This is a genomic window from Photobacterium gaetbulicola (assembly GCF_003025515.1).
Lineage (GTDB): Bacteria > Pseudomonadota > Gammaproteobacteria > Enterobacterales > Vibrionaceae > Photobacterium > Photobacterium gaetbulicola.
The window spans coordinates 1-17,182 of record NZ_PYME01000019.1 but is presented as its reverse complement, the minus strand read 5'-3'; the positions used below and the strand labels follow the sequence as shown (position 1 = coordinate 17,182).

At 49.8% G+C, this 17,182-nt stretch carries 17 protein-coding genes; 11 read left to right on the top strand and 6 right to left on the bottom strand.

The features are described from left to right. Positions 1 to 63: 63 nt before the first annotated feature. The gene (locus C9J03_RS16660) at positions 64 to 519 is read left to right on the top strand and encodes a universal stress protein (RefSeq protein WP_039456467.1); all 456 of its coding nucleotides are present in this window, start codon (positions 64 to 66) and stop codon (positions 517 to 519) included. Between the two features lie 56 nt (positions 520 to 575). Here C9J03_RS16660 and C9J03_RS16655 read toward each other — a convergent pair whose 3' ends face one another. Beyond that, the gene (locus C9J03_RS16655) at positions 576 to 1,199 is read right to left on the bottom strand and encodes a flavin prenyltransferase UbiX (RefSeq protein WP_039456479.1); all 624 of its coding nucleotides are present in this window, start codon (positions 1,197 to 1,199) and stop codon (positions 576 to 578) included. Further along, positions 1,192 to 2,553 (bottom strand): UDP-N-acetylmuramate:L-alanyl-gamma-D-glutamyl-meso-diaminopimelate ligase, encoded by a 1,362-nt coding sequence (gene mpl, locus C9J03_RS16650; RefSeq protein ID WP_044624313.1) that lies wholly within the window; start codon positions 2,551 to 2,553, stop codon positions 1,192 to 1,194. Before mpl ends, C9J03_RS16655 begins: the two co-directional genes overlap by 8 nt. A 208-nt stretch (positions 2,554 to 2,761) precedes the next feature. Here mpl and fbp point away from each other — a divergent pair, with 208 nt between their 5' ends. From fbp to C9J03_RS16635, 3 genes are all read left to right on the top strand, one after another. Further along, positions 2,762 to 3,778: a class 1 fructose-bisphosphatase gene (gene fbp / locus C9J03_RS16645; protein WP_039456490.1), complete on the top strand. Its 1,017-nt coding sequence runs from the start codon at positions 2,762 to 2,764 to the stop codon at positions 3,776 to 3,778. A gap of 172 nt (positions 3,779 to 3,950) precedes the next feature. After that, positions 3,951 to 4,481, top strand: coding sequence for an inorganic diphosphatase (gene ppa, locus C9J03_RS16640; RefSeq protein WP_039456503.1), 531 nt, complete (start codon positions 3,951 to 3,953; stop codon positions 4,479 to 4,481). Positions 4,482 to 4,536: 55 nt separating this feature from the next. Continuing rightward, positions 4,537 to 4,908, top strand: a complete 372-nt coding sequence (locus C9J03_RS16635; protein WP_039456511.1) for a rhodanese-like domain-containing protein — start codon at positions 4,537 to 4,539, stop codon at positions 4,906 to 4,908. A gap of 5 nt (positions 4,909 to 4,913) precedes the next feature. On the opposite strand, the gene C9J03_RS16630 is transcribed toward C9J03_RS16635, so the two are convergent. The 3 genes from C9J03_RS16630 to tamA are packed head-to-tail and all read right to left on the bottom strand — an operon-like array spanning position 4,914 to position 10,754. Then, a complete protein-coding gene (locus C9J03_RS16630) occupies positions 4,914 to 5,279 on the bottom strand; it encodes a gamma-glutamylcyclotransferase family protein (RefSeq protein ID WP_052829840.1) in 366 nt (121 codons plus the stop codon). Positions 5,280 to 5,292: 13 nt separating this feature from the next. After that, positions 5,293 to 9,042, bottom strand: coding sequence for an autotransporter assembly complex protein TamB (tamB, locus tag C9J03_RS16625; protein ID WP_044624314.1), 3,750 nt, complete (start codon positions 9,040 to 9,042; stop codon positions 5,293 to 5,295). Then, positions 9,039 to 10,754, bottom strand: a complete 1,716-nt coding sequence (tamA, locus tag C9J03_RS16620; RefSeq protein WP_044624315.1) for an autotransporter assembly complex protein TamA — start codon at positions 10,752 to 10,754, stop codon at positions 9,039 to 9,041. Before tamA ends, tamB begins: the two co-directional genes overlap by 4 nt. 174 nt (positions 10,755 to 10,928) lie before the next feature. Between tamA and msrA the strand changes: the two genes are divergently transcribed. Next, positions 10,929 to 11,555: a peptide-methionine (S)-S-oxide reductase MsrA gene (gene msrA / locus C9J03_RS16615; RefSeq protein ID WP_044624316.1), complete on the top strand. Its 627-nt coding sequence runs from the start codon at positions 10,929 to 10,931 to the stop codon at positions 11,553 to 11,555. Positions 11,556 to 11,560: 5 nt separating this feature from the next. Here msrA and C9J03_RS16610 read toward each other — a convergent pair whose 3' ends face one another. Further along, positions 11,561 to 11,770: a DUF1107 domain-containing protein gene (locus C9J03_RS16610; RefSeq protein ID WP_044624317.1), complete on the bottom strand. Its 210-nt coding sequence runs from the start codon at positions 11,768 to 11,770 to the stop codon at positions 11,561 to 11,563. A gap of 263 nt (positions 11,771 to 12,033) precedes the next feature. Between C9J03_RS16610 and C9J03_RS16605 the strand changes: the two genes are divergently transcribed. The 6 genes from C9J03_RS16605 to C9J03_RS16580 all read left to right on the top strand — a co-directional run bounded on the left by C9J03_RS16605 (position 12,034) and on the right by C9J03_RS16580 (position 17,094). Continuing rightward, positions 12,034 to 12,585 (top strand): YtfJ family protein, encoded by a 552-nt coding sequence (locus C9J03_RS16605; RefSeq protein ID WP_044624318.1) that lies wholly within the window; start codon positions 12,034 to 12,036, stop codon positions 12,583 to 12,585. Positions 12,586 to 13,027: 442 nt separating this feature from the next. Further along, a complete protein-coding gene (gene zrgA, locus C9J03_RS16600) occupies positions 13,028 to 13,663 on the top strand; it encodes a zinc uptake protein ZrgA (protein WP_044624319.1) in 636 nt (211 codons plus the stop codon). Between the two features lie 48 nt (positions 13,664 to 13,711). Continuing rightward, positions 13,712 to 14,401 carry an ABC transporter ATP-binding protein gene (locus C9J03_RS16595; RefSeq protein WP_044624320.1) on the top strand — a complete coding sequence of 230 codons (690 nt, stop codon included), beginning with the start codon at positions 13,712 to 13,714 and terminating at the stop codon, positions 14,399 to 14,401. Then, on the top strand, positions 14,401 to 15,660 hold the full coding sequence (locus tag C9J03_RS16590; protein WP_044624321.1) for an ABC transporter permease: 1,260 nt from the start codon (positions 14,401 to 14,403) through the stop codon (positions 15,658 to 15,660). Before C9J03_RS16595 ends, C9J03_RS16590 begins: the two co-directional genes overlap by 1 nt. A gap of 4 nt (positions 15,661 to 15,664) precedes the next feature. Further along, positions 15,665 to 16,147 carry a DUF3299 domain-containing protein gene (locus C9J03_RS16585; RefSeq protein WP_039456555.1) on the top strand — a complete coding sequence of 161 codons (483 nt, stop codon included), beginning with the start codon at positions 15,665 to 15,667 and terminating at the stop codon, positions 16,145 to 16,147. 59 nt (positions 16,148 to 16,206) lie between these two features. Beyond that, entirely contained in the window at positions 16,207 to 17,094 is an 888-nt protein-coding gene (locus C9J03_RS16580; RefSeq protein ID WP_044624322.1) for a TIGR03899 family protein, read from the top strand. The last annotated feature ends 88 nt before the right edge of the window (positions 17,095 to 17,182 follow it).

Below are 17,182 nucleotides of genomic sequence, written 5' to 3'. Positions count from 1 at the left end.
AGGGTCAGGCCTATTTGGTATACACTATAGGGAGCCATTCCCTGCGTGAACAAAGAGAGAAGTATGTACAAGCAAATCTTAGTTCCGGTCGATCTCAATGAAAAAGGGTTCGCAGACAAAGCCGTTGAGCTGGCGGTATGGCATGCCAAGCATTCCAACGCCACCATCCACCTGCTCAATGTCCTACCCGGCATCCATATGGCCATGGTGTCCAGCTACTTCCCCAAAGATGCGGCGCGCAAGATGATGCAGGATACTCAGCAACAGCTAAAAGCCTTTGCTGAAGCCTATATCCCACCGGAAATCGTCCATCACCAGTATGTCTCAGAAGGAAAAACCTGGACGACTATCTTGGATCATGCCGAGCGGGTCGGGGCTGATTTGATCATCATGCCCAGCCATAAACGCTCTGGCATCGACAGGGTCATGCTGGGATCGGTGGCCGCCAAAGTGGTGGAGAACTCCCCAATCAATGTCTTGGTCCTCAAACCGCAGGGACACCTGTCAGAGCGGGCTTAAGATAAAAATAGTGCTATCAAAAAGCCCGCTGTTTGCGGGCTGTTTTTCGCAAGAGGTTACTTTCTTTGGTCGTAGCCCCAGCGAGGCACTAGGCCTTGTTCAACGCCAAGGTGATCCAAAATGCGGGCGACCATAAAGTCCACCAAATCCTCGATACTCTCTGGCTGATGATAAAATCCTGGTGCTGCCGGCATAATCGTGGCCCCCATCTGCGATAACTTCAGCATATTCTCTAAGTGAAGGGTCGAAAAGGGGGTTTCCCGCACCACCATCAACAGCTGACCCCGCTCTTTAAGTACGACATCCGCTGCGCGCTCTAGCAAATTATCTGACAAACCATGAGCCACCGAGGCCAGCGTTCCCGCCGAGCACGGGCAAATCACCATCTGCTTGGGCGCAGCAGAGCCTGAAGCCACCGGCGAGAACCAATCTTCCTTGCCGCACACTTCAAGCCTATCAGGCGAACACCCTAGTTGCATGACCAACGCCGCCTTGGCCGCATCAGGGCCTGATGGAAGCTTCAGACCATGCTCGGTCGCCAGCACCACCCTGGCTGCCGATGAGATCAGCAGGTAAACGTGATAATCCGCCGCTAGCAGGCACTCCAACAAGCGCAACCCGTAAGGAGCACCAGAGGCTCCCGTCCACGCCAGGGTAATGCGTTTCTCTGGGCTACTCACCGGCAGCCTCCAGCGCTGCGAGCAGCTTACCGTGAATGCCACCAAAGCCACCGTTACTCATCACCAGGATGTTATCGCCCGGGCGTGCACTCGCCACCACCTTGCCCACCAAGGCATCCAAATCCCCATCGGTTTGCGCCGGTTGCTGACAATGTTCGGCGATTTCATCCACCGACCAAGGAATATTGTCGGGCTGGTAGATGAACACCTCATCGGCCGCTGCCAGTGCAGGTGCCAAATCCAATTTATGAACGCCAAGCTTCATAGTGTTCGAGCGAGGCTCGAGGACGGCAAGAATACGCTGCTGGCCGACTTTCGCCCTCAAGCCACCGAGCGTCAGCTCCACCGCTGTCGGGTGATGGGCAAAATCGTCATAGACTTTGACCCCGGCTTGCTCACCCTTGAGTTCCAGCCGGCGCTTGGTATTAATAAAGGTTCCTAATGCCTCGCACGCCAAGTCGGCCGTAACGCCTACATGGCGGGCCGCCGCAATGGCCATCAGGGCATTGTTGACATTGTGATCGCCAATCAGATCCCAGTCCACCGTCCCTACCTTGTCGCCGTCAAGCAAGACATCGAAGCGGCTGCCGGCTGTATCGAGCTTGATCGCCTGCCAGTGGCCATCATCCCCGATATACTCCAGCTCGCTCCAGCAGCCCATCTCCAGGGTTTCGTCAATCGCCGCGACACCTTTCGGGGCCAAGATCCGGCCGTTACCCGGCACGGTTCTGACCAGGTGATGGAACTGGCGCTGGATAGCCTTCAAGTCATCGAAAATATCTGCGTGATCGAACTCCAGATTGTTCATCACCAAGGTGCGTGGTCGATAGTGAACAAACTTAGAACGCTTATCGAAAAAAGCACTATCGTATTCGTCCGCTTCGACGACGAAGAACATACTTTCGCCTAACCGCGCGGAAACACCGAAGTTTCCGAGCACGCCACCGACCAGGAAGCCAGGCTGATAACCGCAGTCTTCCAGGATCCAGGCCAGCATACTGGCCGTCGTGGTCTTGCCGTGGGTACCTGCCACCGCCAACACCCAGCGGTCATGCAGCAAAATCTCCTGCAGCCACTGCGGGCCTGAGGTATAGCGAAGATTGTTGTTCAGCACATACTCCACACAAGGATTGCCACGGCTCATTGCGTTGCCGACCACCACAAGATCAGGTGCCGGACTTAGCTGTGACGGATCATAACCTTGAATAATTTCAATACCTTGAGACTCAAGCAAAGTACTCATAGGCGGGTAAACATTGGCATCGCAACCGGTCACTTTATGACCTAGCTGGCGGGCAAGAATTGCTGCACCGCCCATAAAAGTGCCACAGATTCCTAGAATATGGATGTGCATAACTATCGGCTCACTCGGTAATTTTCACGATTTTCACGCTAATGCGTTACTTCGTTACCATAAAAAAGATCTTTATATACAATATTTTATACAAAACAGAGCACACACTATAAAACGGCGACATGCCAATATGGGTATAAAAATTGTCCATTAGAGACATTGTACCTGACTTAACTACCCCAATGACAACAAGATGCAAGGATTGTATATGTCCGATATTAGAACCCTTGGCGAGTTCATTGTCGAGAAACAGAACGACTTCCCCCACGCCAGCGGTGAACTATCCTCTCTGCTGAGCTCCCTCAAGCTTGCGGCGAAAATCGTCAACCGTGAAATCAACAAGGCCGGCTTGGCCGATATCACAGGTTCGTTCGGCGACGAGAACGTTCAGGGAGAAGAGCAACAGAAGCTCGATGTGTATGCCAACGATAAGTTCAAAGCCGCTCTGGAAGCCCGTGACCAGGTGTGCGGTGTGGCCAGTGAGGAAGAAGACGAAGCCGTTACGTTCAACAAAGAGCTAAACCGTAATGCCAAATACGTCGTCTTGATGGATCCACTCGATGGTTCTTCGAACATTGACGTAAACGTTTCCGTCGGTACTATCTTCTCGATTTATCGCAGGGTTTCCCCGGTGGGTACCCCCCCGACACAAGAAGACTTCCTTCAACCAGGTAACCAACAAGTCGCTGCAGGTTATATCATCTATGGTTCGTCTACCATGTTGGTATACACCACAGGCAACGGTGTTCATGGCTTTACCTACGATCCTTCCTTGGGCCTGTTCTGCCTGTCACATGAGAACTTGCAAACACCAGAGGATGGCCGTATTTACTCCATCAACGAAGGGAACTACTTCCGCTTCCCGATGGGGGTGAAAAAGTACATCAAGTATTGCCAAGAAAATGTACCGGAAGACGACCGTCCATATACCTCACGCTACATCGGCTCACTGGTGTCGGACTTTCACCGTAACCTATTGAAGGGCGGTATCTACTTGTACCCGAGCACGGCAACCCACCCAACCGGGAAACTGCGCCTGCTGTACGAGTGCAACCCAATGGCCTTCCTGATCGAGCAGGCTGGCGGCAAGGCCTCTGATGGTGAACAGCGCATCATGGATATCAAGCCGACCGAGCTCCACCAGCGCGTGCCTTTCTTTGTTGGCTCAACCAACATGGTCAACAAAGTCGAGGAATTCTTGGCTGAATTCCCTGACCGAGACTAAACCAACCAACAGGCTGACCAGCTCAGCCTGTTCTTCCCTTTTCCCCTGACACTCGCCCCAAAAACTGTGAATCACTCCCGACAAGGTATTGCCATTAGACAATAAAATAAGGTTGTTGGTATTATAATTTAACATCACCAACAATTGATTAACCTAGCATAAGGAAGAGACGATGAGCCTGAATCAGGTCCCAGCTGGAAAGGACATACCCGAAGATATCTATGTTGTCATTGAAATCCCTGCCAATGCCGATCCGATCAAGTATGAAGTCGACAAAGACAGTGGCGCCGTTTTCGTAGACCGGTTCATGTCTACCCCGATGTTTTATCCTTGTAACTACGGTTATGTAAATCATACTCTATCACTCGACGGTGATCCGGTTGATGTACTGGTCCCGACCCCTTATCCTTTGGTACCCGGTTCGGTGATCCGCTGCCGTCCCGTTGGTGTGCTGAAGATGTCTGATGAATCCGGTGAAGATGCTAAGGTCGTTGCTGTACCTCACAGCAAACTGACCAAAGAATATGATCATGTTCAGGATGTGAATGATCTGCCTGAACTGCTAAAAGCCCAAATCACCCACTTCTTCGAGCGCTACAAAGAGCTTGAACCCGGCAAGTGGGTAAAAGTCGAGGGCTGGGCTGATGCTGCCGCCGCCAAGCAAGAGATCCTTGAATCCTTCAAGCGTGCCCAAGAAAAATAACCGCAAATTCGATCACCTCCCGGGCATTGGCCCGGGAAAGTCATGAGGTACACCTATGCAAAGGCTGATACTAGCCACCGTCTTACTGTTAGGCTCTGTCGCCAACACCTCAGTTGCCGATGTCGTTACACCTGAAGAATTCTGGCAGTCATATACGGGTAACCATTCAGGGAAACCGCTGATAATTGATGTCCGCACTCATGAGGAGTTCATCGACGGTCATCTTCCTGGTGCTATCAATATCCCATACGAACAAATTGAATCGCTGACCACTTTTGCGCCGGATAAGAGTCAATCTCTCTTTATCTACTGCCGCTCGGGTCGCCGTTCAGGCATCGCCGAAGCCACCCTGAGCAAACTGGGCTACTCCAACATATTCAATGGTGAAAACTATCAGGCATTAGCCGAGACGATGCCCGATCATTAAGCCGCCTAACTCACCTTGGTCATACTTGTATGCTGGCACCAATCCCCACCGCCAATAACCGGTAACCCAGCGACAGAACGGTTATACAGGTATACCCATGCTACACCGTAAGAGGTCATGATCTCGACCCGGTCATATTCCACCGGATACTCCTCGAGCCAATCAAGGGAGTGCAAAATCTCATTATTGATCTGGTATACCTCACCATGAAGCTGCGCCTCCCCTTGGAACGCAACGGCGGCCGGGTAAGCCCCCAAATCATACAGTAAGTAGCCAGAGGCCAAGCACTCATCGCCCAACTTCACTGCCTCTTTGAGGAGGTAGGCATTCGCCTCCCCCTCTCGAAGCGTACCGTAAACAAAAACTCTCACGTCCCCTCCGGCTTTAATTGAACTCGAACTGATAAAGTAAGTCTGCCGCACTATCCAGACCAGAGACCACCTCGATATAGAGATCTTTCATCAAGCGATAACGCACGGTGAACTCGGGGATAGAATTGAATATCCCGACCCCATATTTCACCTGCAGGCCCGGGGCAATATAACCACTGATCGTAACCTGAGTATCGTCTCCCGTGCCGGCCGTATCCAAAGACAAGTCCTGCACCCCGAAAGCTTCACCAACATCCCCCACCAGCTGGCCGCTTTGGGCTAAGCCCATACTCAACAGCGTCGTAGCCATAGCATCATTGCTATCAGACTCACTGTCCAGATCCCTTCCTCGTAAAATATATGACAGGGCATTCTGTTGCGGCATAGCCGGATCAGAAAAGATATCGACCCTCGGCTCATCAGCGGGCCCGGTTACCCGCAGCCCGGCAATAACATCATCTTCGATATTATTGGGATTGCGAATCGCCTCAATCGATAAATAAGGTTGGTCAGCAGGCCCGTTAAACAAGATCTGCCCCTTACGGATCACCAATTCTTGGGCAAAAGAGCGGTAGATACCATTGCGCAGATTGACTTCACCGTATACCAGCGGACCTTTTTCATCCTGACGGACATTCAAGTCACCGACTAAGCCTGCCTTGAGCCCAAAAGCCGACAACTTGACATCATTACCAATTCTCACCAAGACATTGGTTTTCACATTAAACGGGATCGGCTTATCCGTCTCTACCGGCTGCAAGTCATCATCTAGCAAAATCTCGTCATCCGATACCGATACCGCAGACTCCGGCAGCTGATCGACGGTGATCCGCCCCCATGGAATAGCCACGCTACCAGTGATCTCTGCTTGCTGTGGTGATGCCTTGATTGTTAGATCCGGCGTCACCTTCACCGCCAATAATGGCGGTACCGTGACTTCGAGCTCCCGGCCATTAACGCCAAGTTGCCCGCGCCAATTCGCCAGATCCTGCCAATCACCGTCACCGGTGATATTCAATTTACCGTCAGGTGTCACTACCTCGCCACTGAGTCGGGCCTGGTAGCCACTAAACGTTGCTGTAATATCGGCCCTATCGACATCGACTGGCACAGTCCGCCCCGACGCCTTAACATTGCTGATCTTGAGCAAGCCATTCACCGCAGGATGCATCACTGGTCCCGTCACCGAAATATCCGCATCAACCTGGCCATCGAAGGTATGGTAATCCATCAATAAAGGCTTCAAGAAGCCGAGCATAAAGCGATCCAATTTTAGATTGGCGTCTAGCTGCTGCTCTCCCGTCAGTGGAGCAACCCTGACACGGCCACTCAAGTCACCATTGTCACGGATCGCAAAAAGCCAATCGGCATTCAGCGTGTCTTGCTTCACTTCCGCATTGACTGTCACCTTGTCCCAGCCGACAGTGACCGGATCCACGTCAGGATCTTGCTGCTGAGTCACGCTACCAGCAGGCAGATTCACGCTGGCTTTAACATACGGTGCTGACTTCGGTGCCCATGCCACTTCGGCCTGTACTCCCGCGCTACCATTAAGCTCAACATTATCCGGCAAGTAGGGTTCAAGCATCTCGAAATCGACGTTGCTCAGGGCGACATTGGCACGACCACTCGCCCCGGCGTTCATATTCTGGGTCAGGCACAGAGCCGCTTTGTCTTTGTCCTGTGCCCAGCAATGCGCGGCGATACTGGCCAATTGCTTATCAAAGCGGTATCCAATGGCCGTAGAACGGTCAAGCTTCCATATCCCCAACTCGGTATCAATTTCCCCTTTTTGCAGGACACCACGCCACCCTCTGTCTCGCTCGAGCTCACCTTGCAAGCGCAGTGCGGTACTTACCGGCTCAGCATTCATATCAAGTGTTAACTGATGTCGCTTTTCACTACCTTTAAACAACAGCGAAAGTTCTTTTAAGGTGAACGCATCATAGCGACCACCAGCCGCTGTCAAGCTAAGATCGGCATCCAACACTGGCATCGGGGTAATATTGCCTTTCAGTGTCAGAGTCTCAAGCGAGGCCAACGACTCCCAGCCCAACGCTTCACCGACCAAATTGACATCCATATCCGGCTCGGTCATTTTCCCCTTTAGCTGAATACTGCCCAGCACGCTGCCACGCAAACCGGGGACAGACTGAGACAGATCTGGCGCATTGATCTCCGCCACCATATCCCATGTTTTGTTCAACCGGCCTTTAGCGGAGAATCCATTGGGACCATGTTTGAGAGCCAGGCCTTGGGTATCTAGCTGTATCTCTCCCTTGCCCGCAGTATCGTTAGCTGACAATTGCCCCGCAAGATCGAGCTGCTGCTCCATTACAACCCCATCAACCACCAATTCCGGCAATTCAACAAACCAGCCTCCCTGAGGCGTTAAACCACCCGACGTCTTGAGCTTACCACTTAAATCACCAGGTACATCCTGCCATTCCAAGCCAGGCTGAATATGGCTAAAATCCAGCTCCCCTTGCCAGCTCACCAGTTCTTTCCAGCTTGCACTGGCACTGCCCGACACCTTGCCTCCCAGGGTATCAACAGCAAGGCGACTCAGTTCGATATCCTCAAGGCTGCCCTTGCCAACCAGCTCAGCACCGACAGCTGGCATTGGCTTACCGTCAACCTGACTGTTCAGCGAGAAGCTATAGCCCTCAAGGCTGCCTTTTGCCGTCAGCTGGGTCTCTTTGGCCTCAAAATCGGGCTCACTGTCTATCGGCCATTGCAAGTGCTGGCTGTTGAGGGAGAGCTCGAACGGCAACGCTGGTTCGAGTGGTGACAGGCGCCCCTTCAGCCTAGCATCAAGCGTCCCTTTCACTTGCGCATCGAGGGTTAAGTTAGCAACACTACCTTCAGCATTAAGTACCAGTTCGTGATTCTCTATCGGGGCCATTTTTATGGCAACGCCAGCCTTGAGTGCCAGTGGATAATCCCCCGTCAAGGCGATATTGGCCTCTGCATTGAGAGCGGCCTGGGGAGCGGATACCTCCAGCCTTTCAACCACAATCTCGCTGCCACTGGCCGAGGCCACCAATTCGAGCTTCTTGACGGTTTGGGCCGGCTCACCCTGGAGGGTAAAGTCTTCTACCGTAAAGCGTTCAATATCAATCGCCAGCGGGATAATCACCTCCGGTAACACGATTCCCCCTGAATCTGCGCCCTCAGGGGTAGCCGCCTCAACCGGCTCAGCACTTGCCGAAGCCAACTCAAGCTCGATCTTCTGCCACTCAGTCGGCTTGATAACCAACCGCTCTCCCTGCATCTCTGCGGCCGTAGCGAAGTGTTGCCAAGCCACTTTATTACCAAGCACATCCAGCTCGATATCATCAAGTATCAAGCGAGAAAGGAAGATAGGGATGGGTAAGTGTATTTCTGTCACCGGTTCCGACGATGCTTCCTCCTGGTTTTCTTCTGACGCAGGCGGTAATTCCGGCATCGAGAAACGCACACCAGATACCGCTAGGTTAGAAATACACACCGCCGGAGTCAGCAAACAACTATCTTCGATGTCCAGAGCCAGCTGCGCGACGGACAGATTGATGCTGTCATCGTTATAACCGACCTGCTGCAGGGAAAAGCCATTAAGCAAGCTCCCCTGGCTGGCACCGATACTCAGTGACGGCAATACTCTCTGTGCTCCCCAAACTGCAACTTTGATCCCTGCCGGAGTATACAGTAATGCCGCAACGGCAATGACCAACACCAACAATAGTGCCAATAAGGCAATGGCTGAGCGCTTTACCCAAATCATATTTCTGGCCCCAATACAAAGTGGAGCTGGAACTTATCTTTTTCTTTGTCCAGTCCCCAAGCAAAATCAACACGGATAGGGCCTACTGGCGAAGCCCAGCGAACACCTACCCCGGCACCAGCCAGCCATTCGGGGCTGTCATTCCAGGCCGAGCCATAATCGTAAAACACCGCGCCCCACCAATTACCGTAGACGCGGTACTGGTACTCTAATGATGAAGTAAGCATATACTTACCGCCTTCCCTCAGGTCCAGCTCATTACGTGGTGAGATTGACTGATAGCTGTAGCCCCGCAGGCTATTGTCACCACCAATAAAGAAGCGCATTGACGGCGGGATGTCACTCAGGCTGTCAGCAATTACCGCCCCGCCATCCAGGCGGAACAATCCCCGGTGATTTTCCCCGGCACTCCGAATCCAAGCCGAACGACCACGCAAGCGCGTCAAACGGGTATCCGACCCTAAAGCAGGATCAGAGTATTCAACAGATATTAGCTGCTTGTCTCCCCAGGTAGGCATGGCCCCCCCGCGAAGCCGCGTTTTGTCATAGCTGATCCCCGGGATCACCATGAGCAAGTTTCCGCTCTCTATTTTGCCCTGGGTATAGTCCTCATAGAGCAACCGCACTGAAGCGATCCGTTTCCACCCCGATTCCAAGCGCCAGTGGCGCTCAAGCGCCAAATTGGTTTCAGTACTGATGGTGTCGTGGTTATCGACATAGCGGATCCCCCCGACAATTTGGTAGTAGTCATTCAGCACATCATCAAGCGGGATTTTGTAGGTTGCCTCGATCTTTGGCTGGATCTCAGACAGCTCTGTTTTAATACTCAGACTGTGGCCCTTGCTGTTAAGCCACGGTTTACGCCAATTGAATTTCAGGCGAGGCCCAACATCGGTTGAATAACCGATACCCGTTTCAATTTGGTTCTTCACTTGTGGTTTAACCACAACGCTAACAGGGATTTCATCATCTTTGATGTTGGCTATTTCACCACCGACGAATATCGATGAGAACCATCCGACGTTGGACAGACGTTGGTTGAATTCCCCCAGGGTCGAGGCAAGATACGGTTCACCCTTCTCGTAGGGTACTAAAGACTCAAGGCGATCAAGTTCAATCTGGCTGCCTTCAAAAACAGTTTCACCAAAGTTATAGCGCTGGCCAGAGGCATATTCGATGGTAATAAACGCCTCGTTACGACTTGGGGCGACCTCCAGGCGAGTGACTTTCAGTTCGCCATCAAAATAGCCTTTTCTCAACGCCAAACTAGTCAGCGAAGACTTCAGCGACTCGTATTTTCCATGGTTGAGCGTCTCCCCCAACCCCAGTCCGCTAGTACGCACCAAAGCAAGAAAGTCAGGATCATTTCTCGCCATGCCCGTCAATATGATGTTGCTTCGAGCAATGATTGTCTTCGGACCAGCCTCGACATGAACAATAAGCTTCCTGCCGCCTTCCGCTTCGCTATAAGTGATGGTTGGGTTATATCGTCCCAATGCTTTGAGCGCATCGCGGATTTCTCCCTCAAGTTGATCACGAAAACGGAGGGAGGTACTGTAATCATCCTCCGGGATCGCTGAGACATAAGCATCAACATTGTCCTTGAGGCTTCCTTTTAAACCTTTAATCGTCAGAGAGGTCGCGGCTGAGACCGGTATAGCAACGGTGAGCGCAAGTGTTGCCAGGCCAAACCGCAAAAAAGGTATCTTCATTCTTATTTACTTCATTAGTTAGCGCATTATTTTGTTATGTCTGTGCATGGTTAATTTTGACAAAGCACAGCCTGAACTGCCAATGTTTTGCTTTGAAATTCAGCCTTAGTTGAATGTCTTCCCGGTTTCCTCTACTTTGAAGAATGTCAGTGACTTCAAAATAAGGAAATACCAATGTCGTCAGTCAAGCCAATCTTACCCACCGAAAGCCAAGCCCTGATAGGCCGGGCAACGCCCATTGTCCCTTCCCTGCCCCATGCGGTGAACGGAACACAACTCAATGACGATATCCCCCCAGGCATGGAAGTACTCACTATCGGAATGGGGTGCTTTTGGGGAGCTGAAAGACTTTTTTGGCAGCAAGCTGGCGTATACAGTACAGCGGTAGGTTACAGCGGAGGACTCACTCCCAATCCGACCTATCAAGAGGTATGCACCGGTCGAACCGGCCATAGTGAGGTAGTTAGGGTGATCTTCAACCCGCAGCAAATTTGCCTAGAGACCTTGCTCACCCTATTTTGGGAAAAGCACGATCCTACTCAGGGAATGCGCCAGGGTAATGATATAGGAACACAATACCGCTCAGCGATCTATACCTATTCGGAAAAACAGCATCAGGAAGCGTTAGCCAGCAAAACCCGCTACCAGCAAGCACTTGCCGATGCCCTGATTACCACGGAGATCGAACCTGCAGCCACGTTCTATTTCGCCGAAGATTACCATCAGCAATACTTGGCTAAAAACCCCGGAGGCTACTGCGGGTTAGGAGGCACCGGTATCTGCATGCCTCCACAAAAATAATTGGGCTAGACTGCCTTTGCACTAAGGAGCTGAATTTCTCGGTTCACTTCGCTCAGCACATTCAGCGCCTTGGTATCCTGTTTCTTCGGGGGCAATAAACGCCCACAATCAAATTCAAAGGCCCCAACTCCGATTATAAATAATCGCCCTCTGAAATAACTTTTCACATACCGAGCGACTTGGTTTGGTCGATATTGTTTGAATATTCTTAGCATGGTTCCCTCACAAAATTACTATCACTATAGACCCTGAAAAAGCCCGGATGTTTCCTTTTTCTAAGACATGATAAATCAAGCAAGTTATCTGCCAATTAGGCGACGCTCAGCCAACTTATTGTTCATTTCTCCGTGTATTCCACTTAACAATGCACTTTGTTTTATATTTTCGTGATAATGTTCAAGGCTTTATAAACTGGTTGAACCAGCTAGCCATGAGTAATCTAAGATAATGGCGCGTCTATTCAATAGTGGAAATAATGATGAACAAGAAGCCTATTTTTACCCTGCTCGCCATGCTGTTACCTGGGACAGTATTTGCCCATAACCTTACCGTTGGTGAAGCTCTACCGAATGTGACAGTGGCTGATAAGGGCGAAATAACCCTACAGGATGACAAAATTGTCTATCAAGATTGGAGTAGCCATCAGCTTACAGGCAAGGTTCGGGTGATCCAAGCCATCGCTGGCCGCAGCTCTGCAAAAGCAATGAATGCAGATCTGATGAGTGCGATTACTGCCGCTGACTTCCCGGATGAACAGTACCAAACGACAACCATCATCAACCAAGATGATGCGATCTGGGGTACTGGGAGCTTCGTCAAGTCATCAGCCGAAGACAGCAAGCGAGAGTTTTCTTGGTCTTCCATGGTGCTGGATGCCAATGGCAGTGTCCATGAGTCGTGGCAGCTGGCCGCTGAAAACTCGGCCATCATTGTTCTTGACAAAGATAGCCAAGTACTTTTTGTTAAAGAAGGCAAACTAACAGAACAAGAGATTAATCAAGCGCTTGAGCTCGTGAAAAGTAACCTTTAAGCCGGCTTAACAAACCTTAAATAAAAAAAATGATAATGAAGGCCATATTCTAGTAACAGTAGTAATGTTATATTATTACACCACATGGATATGGCTTTTATTTTTTCAAAGTGAATCTTGCACAGCGTTGGATACCCAAACTAAGCCTTATTATTATCAGCCTGATCATTGTCATTGGGCCGATGACTGTATTGCACCAACTTGATGCAGTCACTGACCATCACCACGCCGTTGACTGTTCTATCTGCCATATTGTTCATGACAGCCTACATAGCCAAACCACTCCGCTAGCAACGCCGATCAGTCCCTTATCAATATTTACTCTTCCTGCTATAGGAAGAGGCTTCCAGCAATACCTTTCCCCAATCGCACGCTCACCTCCAATCCATAACATTGATTTATAGAGATACTTTTTAATCATTCACTAATTTTTGGGGTAACCATGCGTTTTAATCAATCTCTTTCACCAATAGCTACTTTATTTGTCATTCTAAGCCTGACCGCTTCTGGCTCTGCTGCTGCAAACGATCACTTCCGCCAACATGATGCTCACATCCATGGCATCGTGGAAGTAAATATCGCCCAAGACAGCCAAGACTTACTCATGGAAATTCACGCTCCGGGTGCAGACGTTGTCGGCTTTGAACACGCTCCTCATACTGACGAACAAAGGGCGGCAATTGAAAATGCGATTAAAAAACTGCAATCACCAGACTCCACTTGGATGTTGACGCCTAACGCACGATGCCAATTGGTTGATAGCCAGGTCACTGAAACACTATCCACTCAGGAAGGTGTTGATCATGACAATCATGACAATCATGACAATCATGACAATCATGACAAACATGACCACGGCCACGATCATGACCATGACCATGACCATGACCATAGTGGCCACGGCGAATTTACTGCGCAATATACCTATAAATGTGACAAGATTGAGCAATTAACCGACGTTAAAACTCAGTGGTTCACACATTTCCCAACCACAGAGCGCATCACCGTTAACGCCATTACGGAGAAAGGACAAAAAGGTGGGTCGCTGACCTCAAACACCACCACTTTCCGTTTCTAATCCCAAGTAACCAAAATGGGGAAGTAATTCCCCATTTCAGGACAGATCATGAACATCATTGAGATCCGCGAACTCACATTCCAATGGCCTCGCCAAACCCAGCCATTACTGGATATCCCTACACTGGTGGTTAACAAAGGTGAAAAAGTTTTCATCAAAGGCCCTAGCGGCAGTGGGAAATCAAGTCTGCTAAGCCTGCTTGCTGGCATAAACGAACCGACATCGGGTACCGTTGAGCTCCTTGGACAACCCTTTAGTAGCCTCAAGCCAACGGCAAGAGACCGTTTTCGGGCCGACCATATCGGTTACATCTTCCAGATGTTCAACCTACTCCCTTATCTGTCAGTCATTGATAATGTCCTGCTCCCTTGCCGGTTTTCAGAGTTAAGAAAGACGCAAATTAACGGAGGCATGTATGAGCAGGCCAAAGAGCTACTTTCTCAGCTTCATCTCCCGAGTGAATGCTTGTCTCGCCCAATCAGTGAGCTCAGTATCGGACAGCAGCAACGGGTTGCCGCTGCAAGAGCGCTGATTGGTAAACCAAAATTATTAATTGCTGATGAACCAACCTCAGCGTTGGATCATGATAATCGCGAGGCATTCATCAAATTGCTGATGACGGAATGCGATAGGTCTGACACCACATTACTTTTTGTCAGTCATGATGAAACACTTGAACCACTATTTGATCGCAGTATCAATCTAAACGCCATTAACCAAGCAGTAAGGGGACAATAATGGGAGCGATCATCCGCCTGGCCTGGCAAAGCTTGGCAAACCGAAAAGCCACCGCCATACTGACGTTATTAACCGTAGCCATCTCAGTAACCCTCCTACTTGGTGTGGAAAAAGTCAGAACCCAAGCTAAATCTAGCTTCGCGAATACGATTTCGGAAACCGACCTTATTGTTGGCTCACGCTCCGGTCAGGTTAACTTACTACTCTATTCGGTATTCAGGATCGGTAATGCGACCAACAATATCGACTGGCAAAGCTTCCAAGAGCTCAGCCAGCATCGCTCCGTCAAATGGGCCATTCCAATCTCTCTGGGAGACTCGCACCGCGGCTTTCGGGTCATCGGTACCAACGGAGATTACTTCAAGCATTATCGATACGGCCAGAAACAACCTCTACAACTAGCCCAGGGCGAAGTCTTCGATAGCCTGTTCGAAACGGTGATCGGTGCGGATGTGGCAAGAAAGCTCGATTATAAAATCGGTGATGAGATCATTATTGCCCATGGTATTAGCGATCAGTCTTTTAACCGCCATGACAACCTGCCTTTTAAGATTATAGGGATCCTTGAGCCGACAGGGACTCCGGTAGATCGCAGCGTACATGTCTCGCTACCCGCCATAGAAGCAATTCATGTCGGTTGGGAAAGCGGGGCACGCCTTGGACAAACTCCAGGTGCCGACGTCCTTGCAGCCCAGCAATTTGAACCCAAGCAAATCACTGCAATTTTGCTTGGCCTTAACTCCAAAATACAAACCTTTGCCCTACAACGCTATATCAACACCTATAGCAAAGAGCCGCTGAGTGCCATTATGCCGGGTATCGCCCTCCATGAATTGTGGGGCATGATGTCTGTCGCCGAACAAGCATTGTTGGTGGTTTCAGGGTTTGTCGTCGTCGCAGGGCTATTAGGTATGCTGACCAGCTTGTTGACCAGCCTCAATGAAAGGCGCCGAGAGATGGCAATCCTCCGAGCTATGGGAGCAAGGCCCGGCCATATTTTCTTTCTGTTAACGAGTGAAGCGACACTCCTGACGGCACTAGGTGTCGCCGTCGGTACCTCCTTGTTGTACTTGATATTGCTGATCACTCAGCCGATTATTCAGTCACAGTTTGGTTTGCTTATCCCGATCACAGCGCCAACTAACTATGAGCTGTTGTTGTTAGTACTCGTGCAGTTAGCTGGTATGCTAGTCGGTATCATTCCTGCTATCCACGCCTATCAACATTCGCTATCAGATGGCATGACAATAAAGGTATAAACACATGAAAAAATGGCTACTTGCACTTTGCTGCTGGTTTCCACTGCTCAGCGCTGCGAATGAAGCGTTAACTTTGGACTGGATTGATCTCGTACCAGAAAAAGAGCGCACCCAATTCAACGCAAACCAAATGCCAATGCTCAATCATGACGGAGATCCAGCCAAGCAATCGATGATTGGTAGCGTTAGGGAGGAGCTCAATGGAAGTGAAGTCAAAATACCGGGCTTTGTGATCCCATTAGAAGGTGATGACAAAAAAGTCACCGAGTTTCTCTTAGTTCCTTACTTTGGCGCATGTATCCATGTCCCACCACCACCACCAAACCAAATTGTTTATGTAAAGTTCCCTGAAGGGGCTCCGATTCAGCAATTATGGGATGTGGTTTATGTTGTTGGTACTTTGAAAACCCAACCTGTTAGCCATGAGTTGGCTGAAGTCGGGTATTTATTAGAAGGTACTGCACTCGAAGACTACGACGATATGTAACCATAACGAGGCCAGTCTCCCATTGAGACTGGCCAATAGACTTAATAAGGGTTATACCAATGGAAGGCCAGACCGAAAGTAAATTACCCGCGCCCCTAGAAGCCCAGCCAAAAGAAAAACTAAAAAATAACGCTTCCAAAAGCATCATCATTTCGGTTGCAGAAGAGCTGGGAGTCGGTTATCTCATCAATAAAGAAGGTTCACAAATTCTTGCTGAAAGGTACGATGCTCGAAATAAGAAAGAGCAATACACCCAACAAGAAAACCTTGAAAAGATTTTCAAACTAGCCACTGACAGTACCCCAGCAGAAAAAGCCAAACAGATTGACCCTGACTGGCTCAACTATTTCACCACCATCGCCAGAACCATCCGTAATAACTCTATGCAACAGCTATGGAGTCGTATTCTCAAACAAGAGTTTCTCGTCCCTGGTTCGGTATCATTAAAGACACTTGATACGCTTCGTAGCATGACCCACAAAGAAGCTCAGGTCTTTCATAAAGCTTGTATGCTCTCTTGCCAATTTGGCAATGATAAAAGCAAAAAAATTCTGACGTCCTTAAAGGCTAAGCATAAGTTTTTACCATTTGTTTTCACTCCCACTCTCCATAAAGTTTCGTTGGGCAATTTCTCTCTGCCTTACTCTGATCTCCTGATCTTACTCGACTTAGGGCTCATTTTAAAAAGTGAGTTAGAGTCTGGAGAACTAACTTCAGGTATATCACTTCCTTTTAGTTACCAGAGTCAGACTTATAAACTCACCCCTCATCAAAAAGGTTTGAGCTTTATCTATTACCGCTTATCACCGACAGGTCAGGAGATTGCCGAGTTACTTGGCAGTAAGGCCCATGAACCTTTTCGCGAGACCATTCTCGAGCTATTGGCACCCTACTTTGTAATAGAAAGCCTGACCTGCTCCCCGCTTTCTAATCCAGCCATAACTTAGTAATGTTCATCTTATAAGAAGGAAGGTGAATATGAAGAAGCGATTCAACGAACAGCAGATCATTGCCATTCTCAAGGAAGCGGAGGCG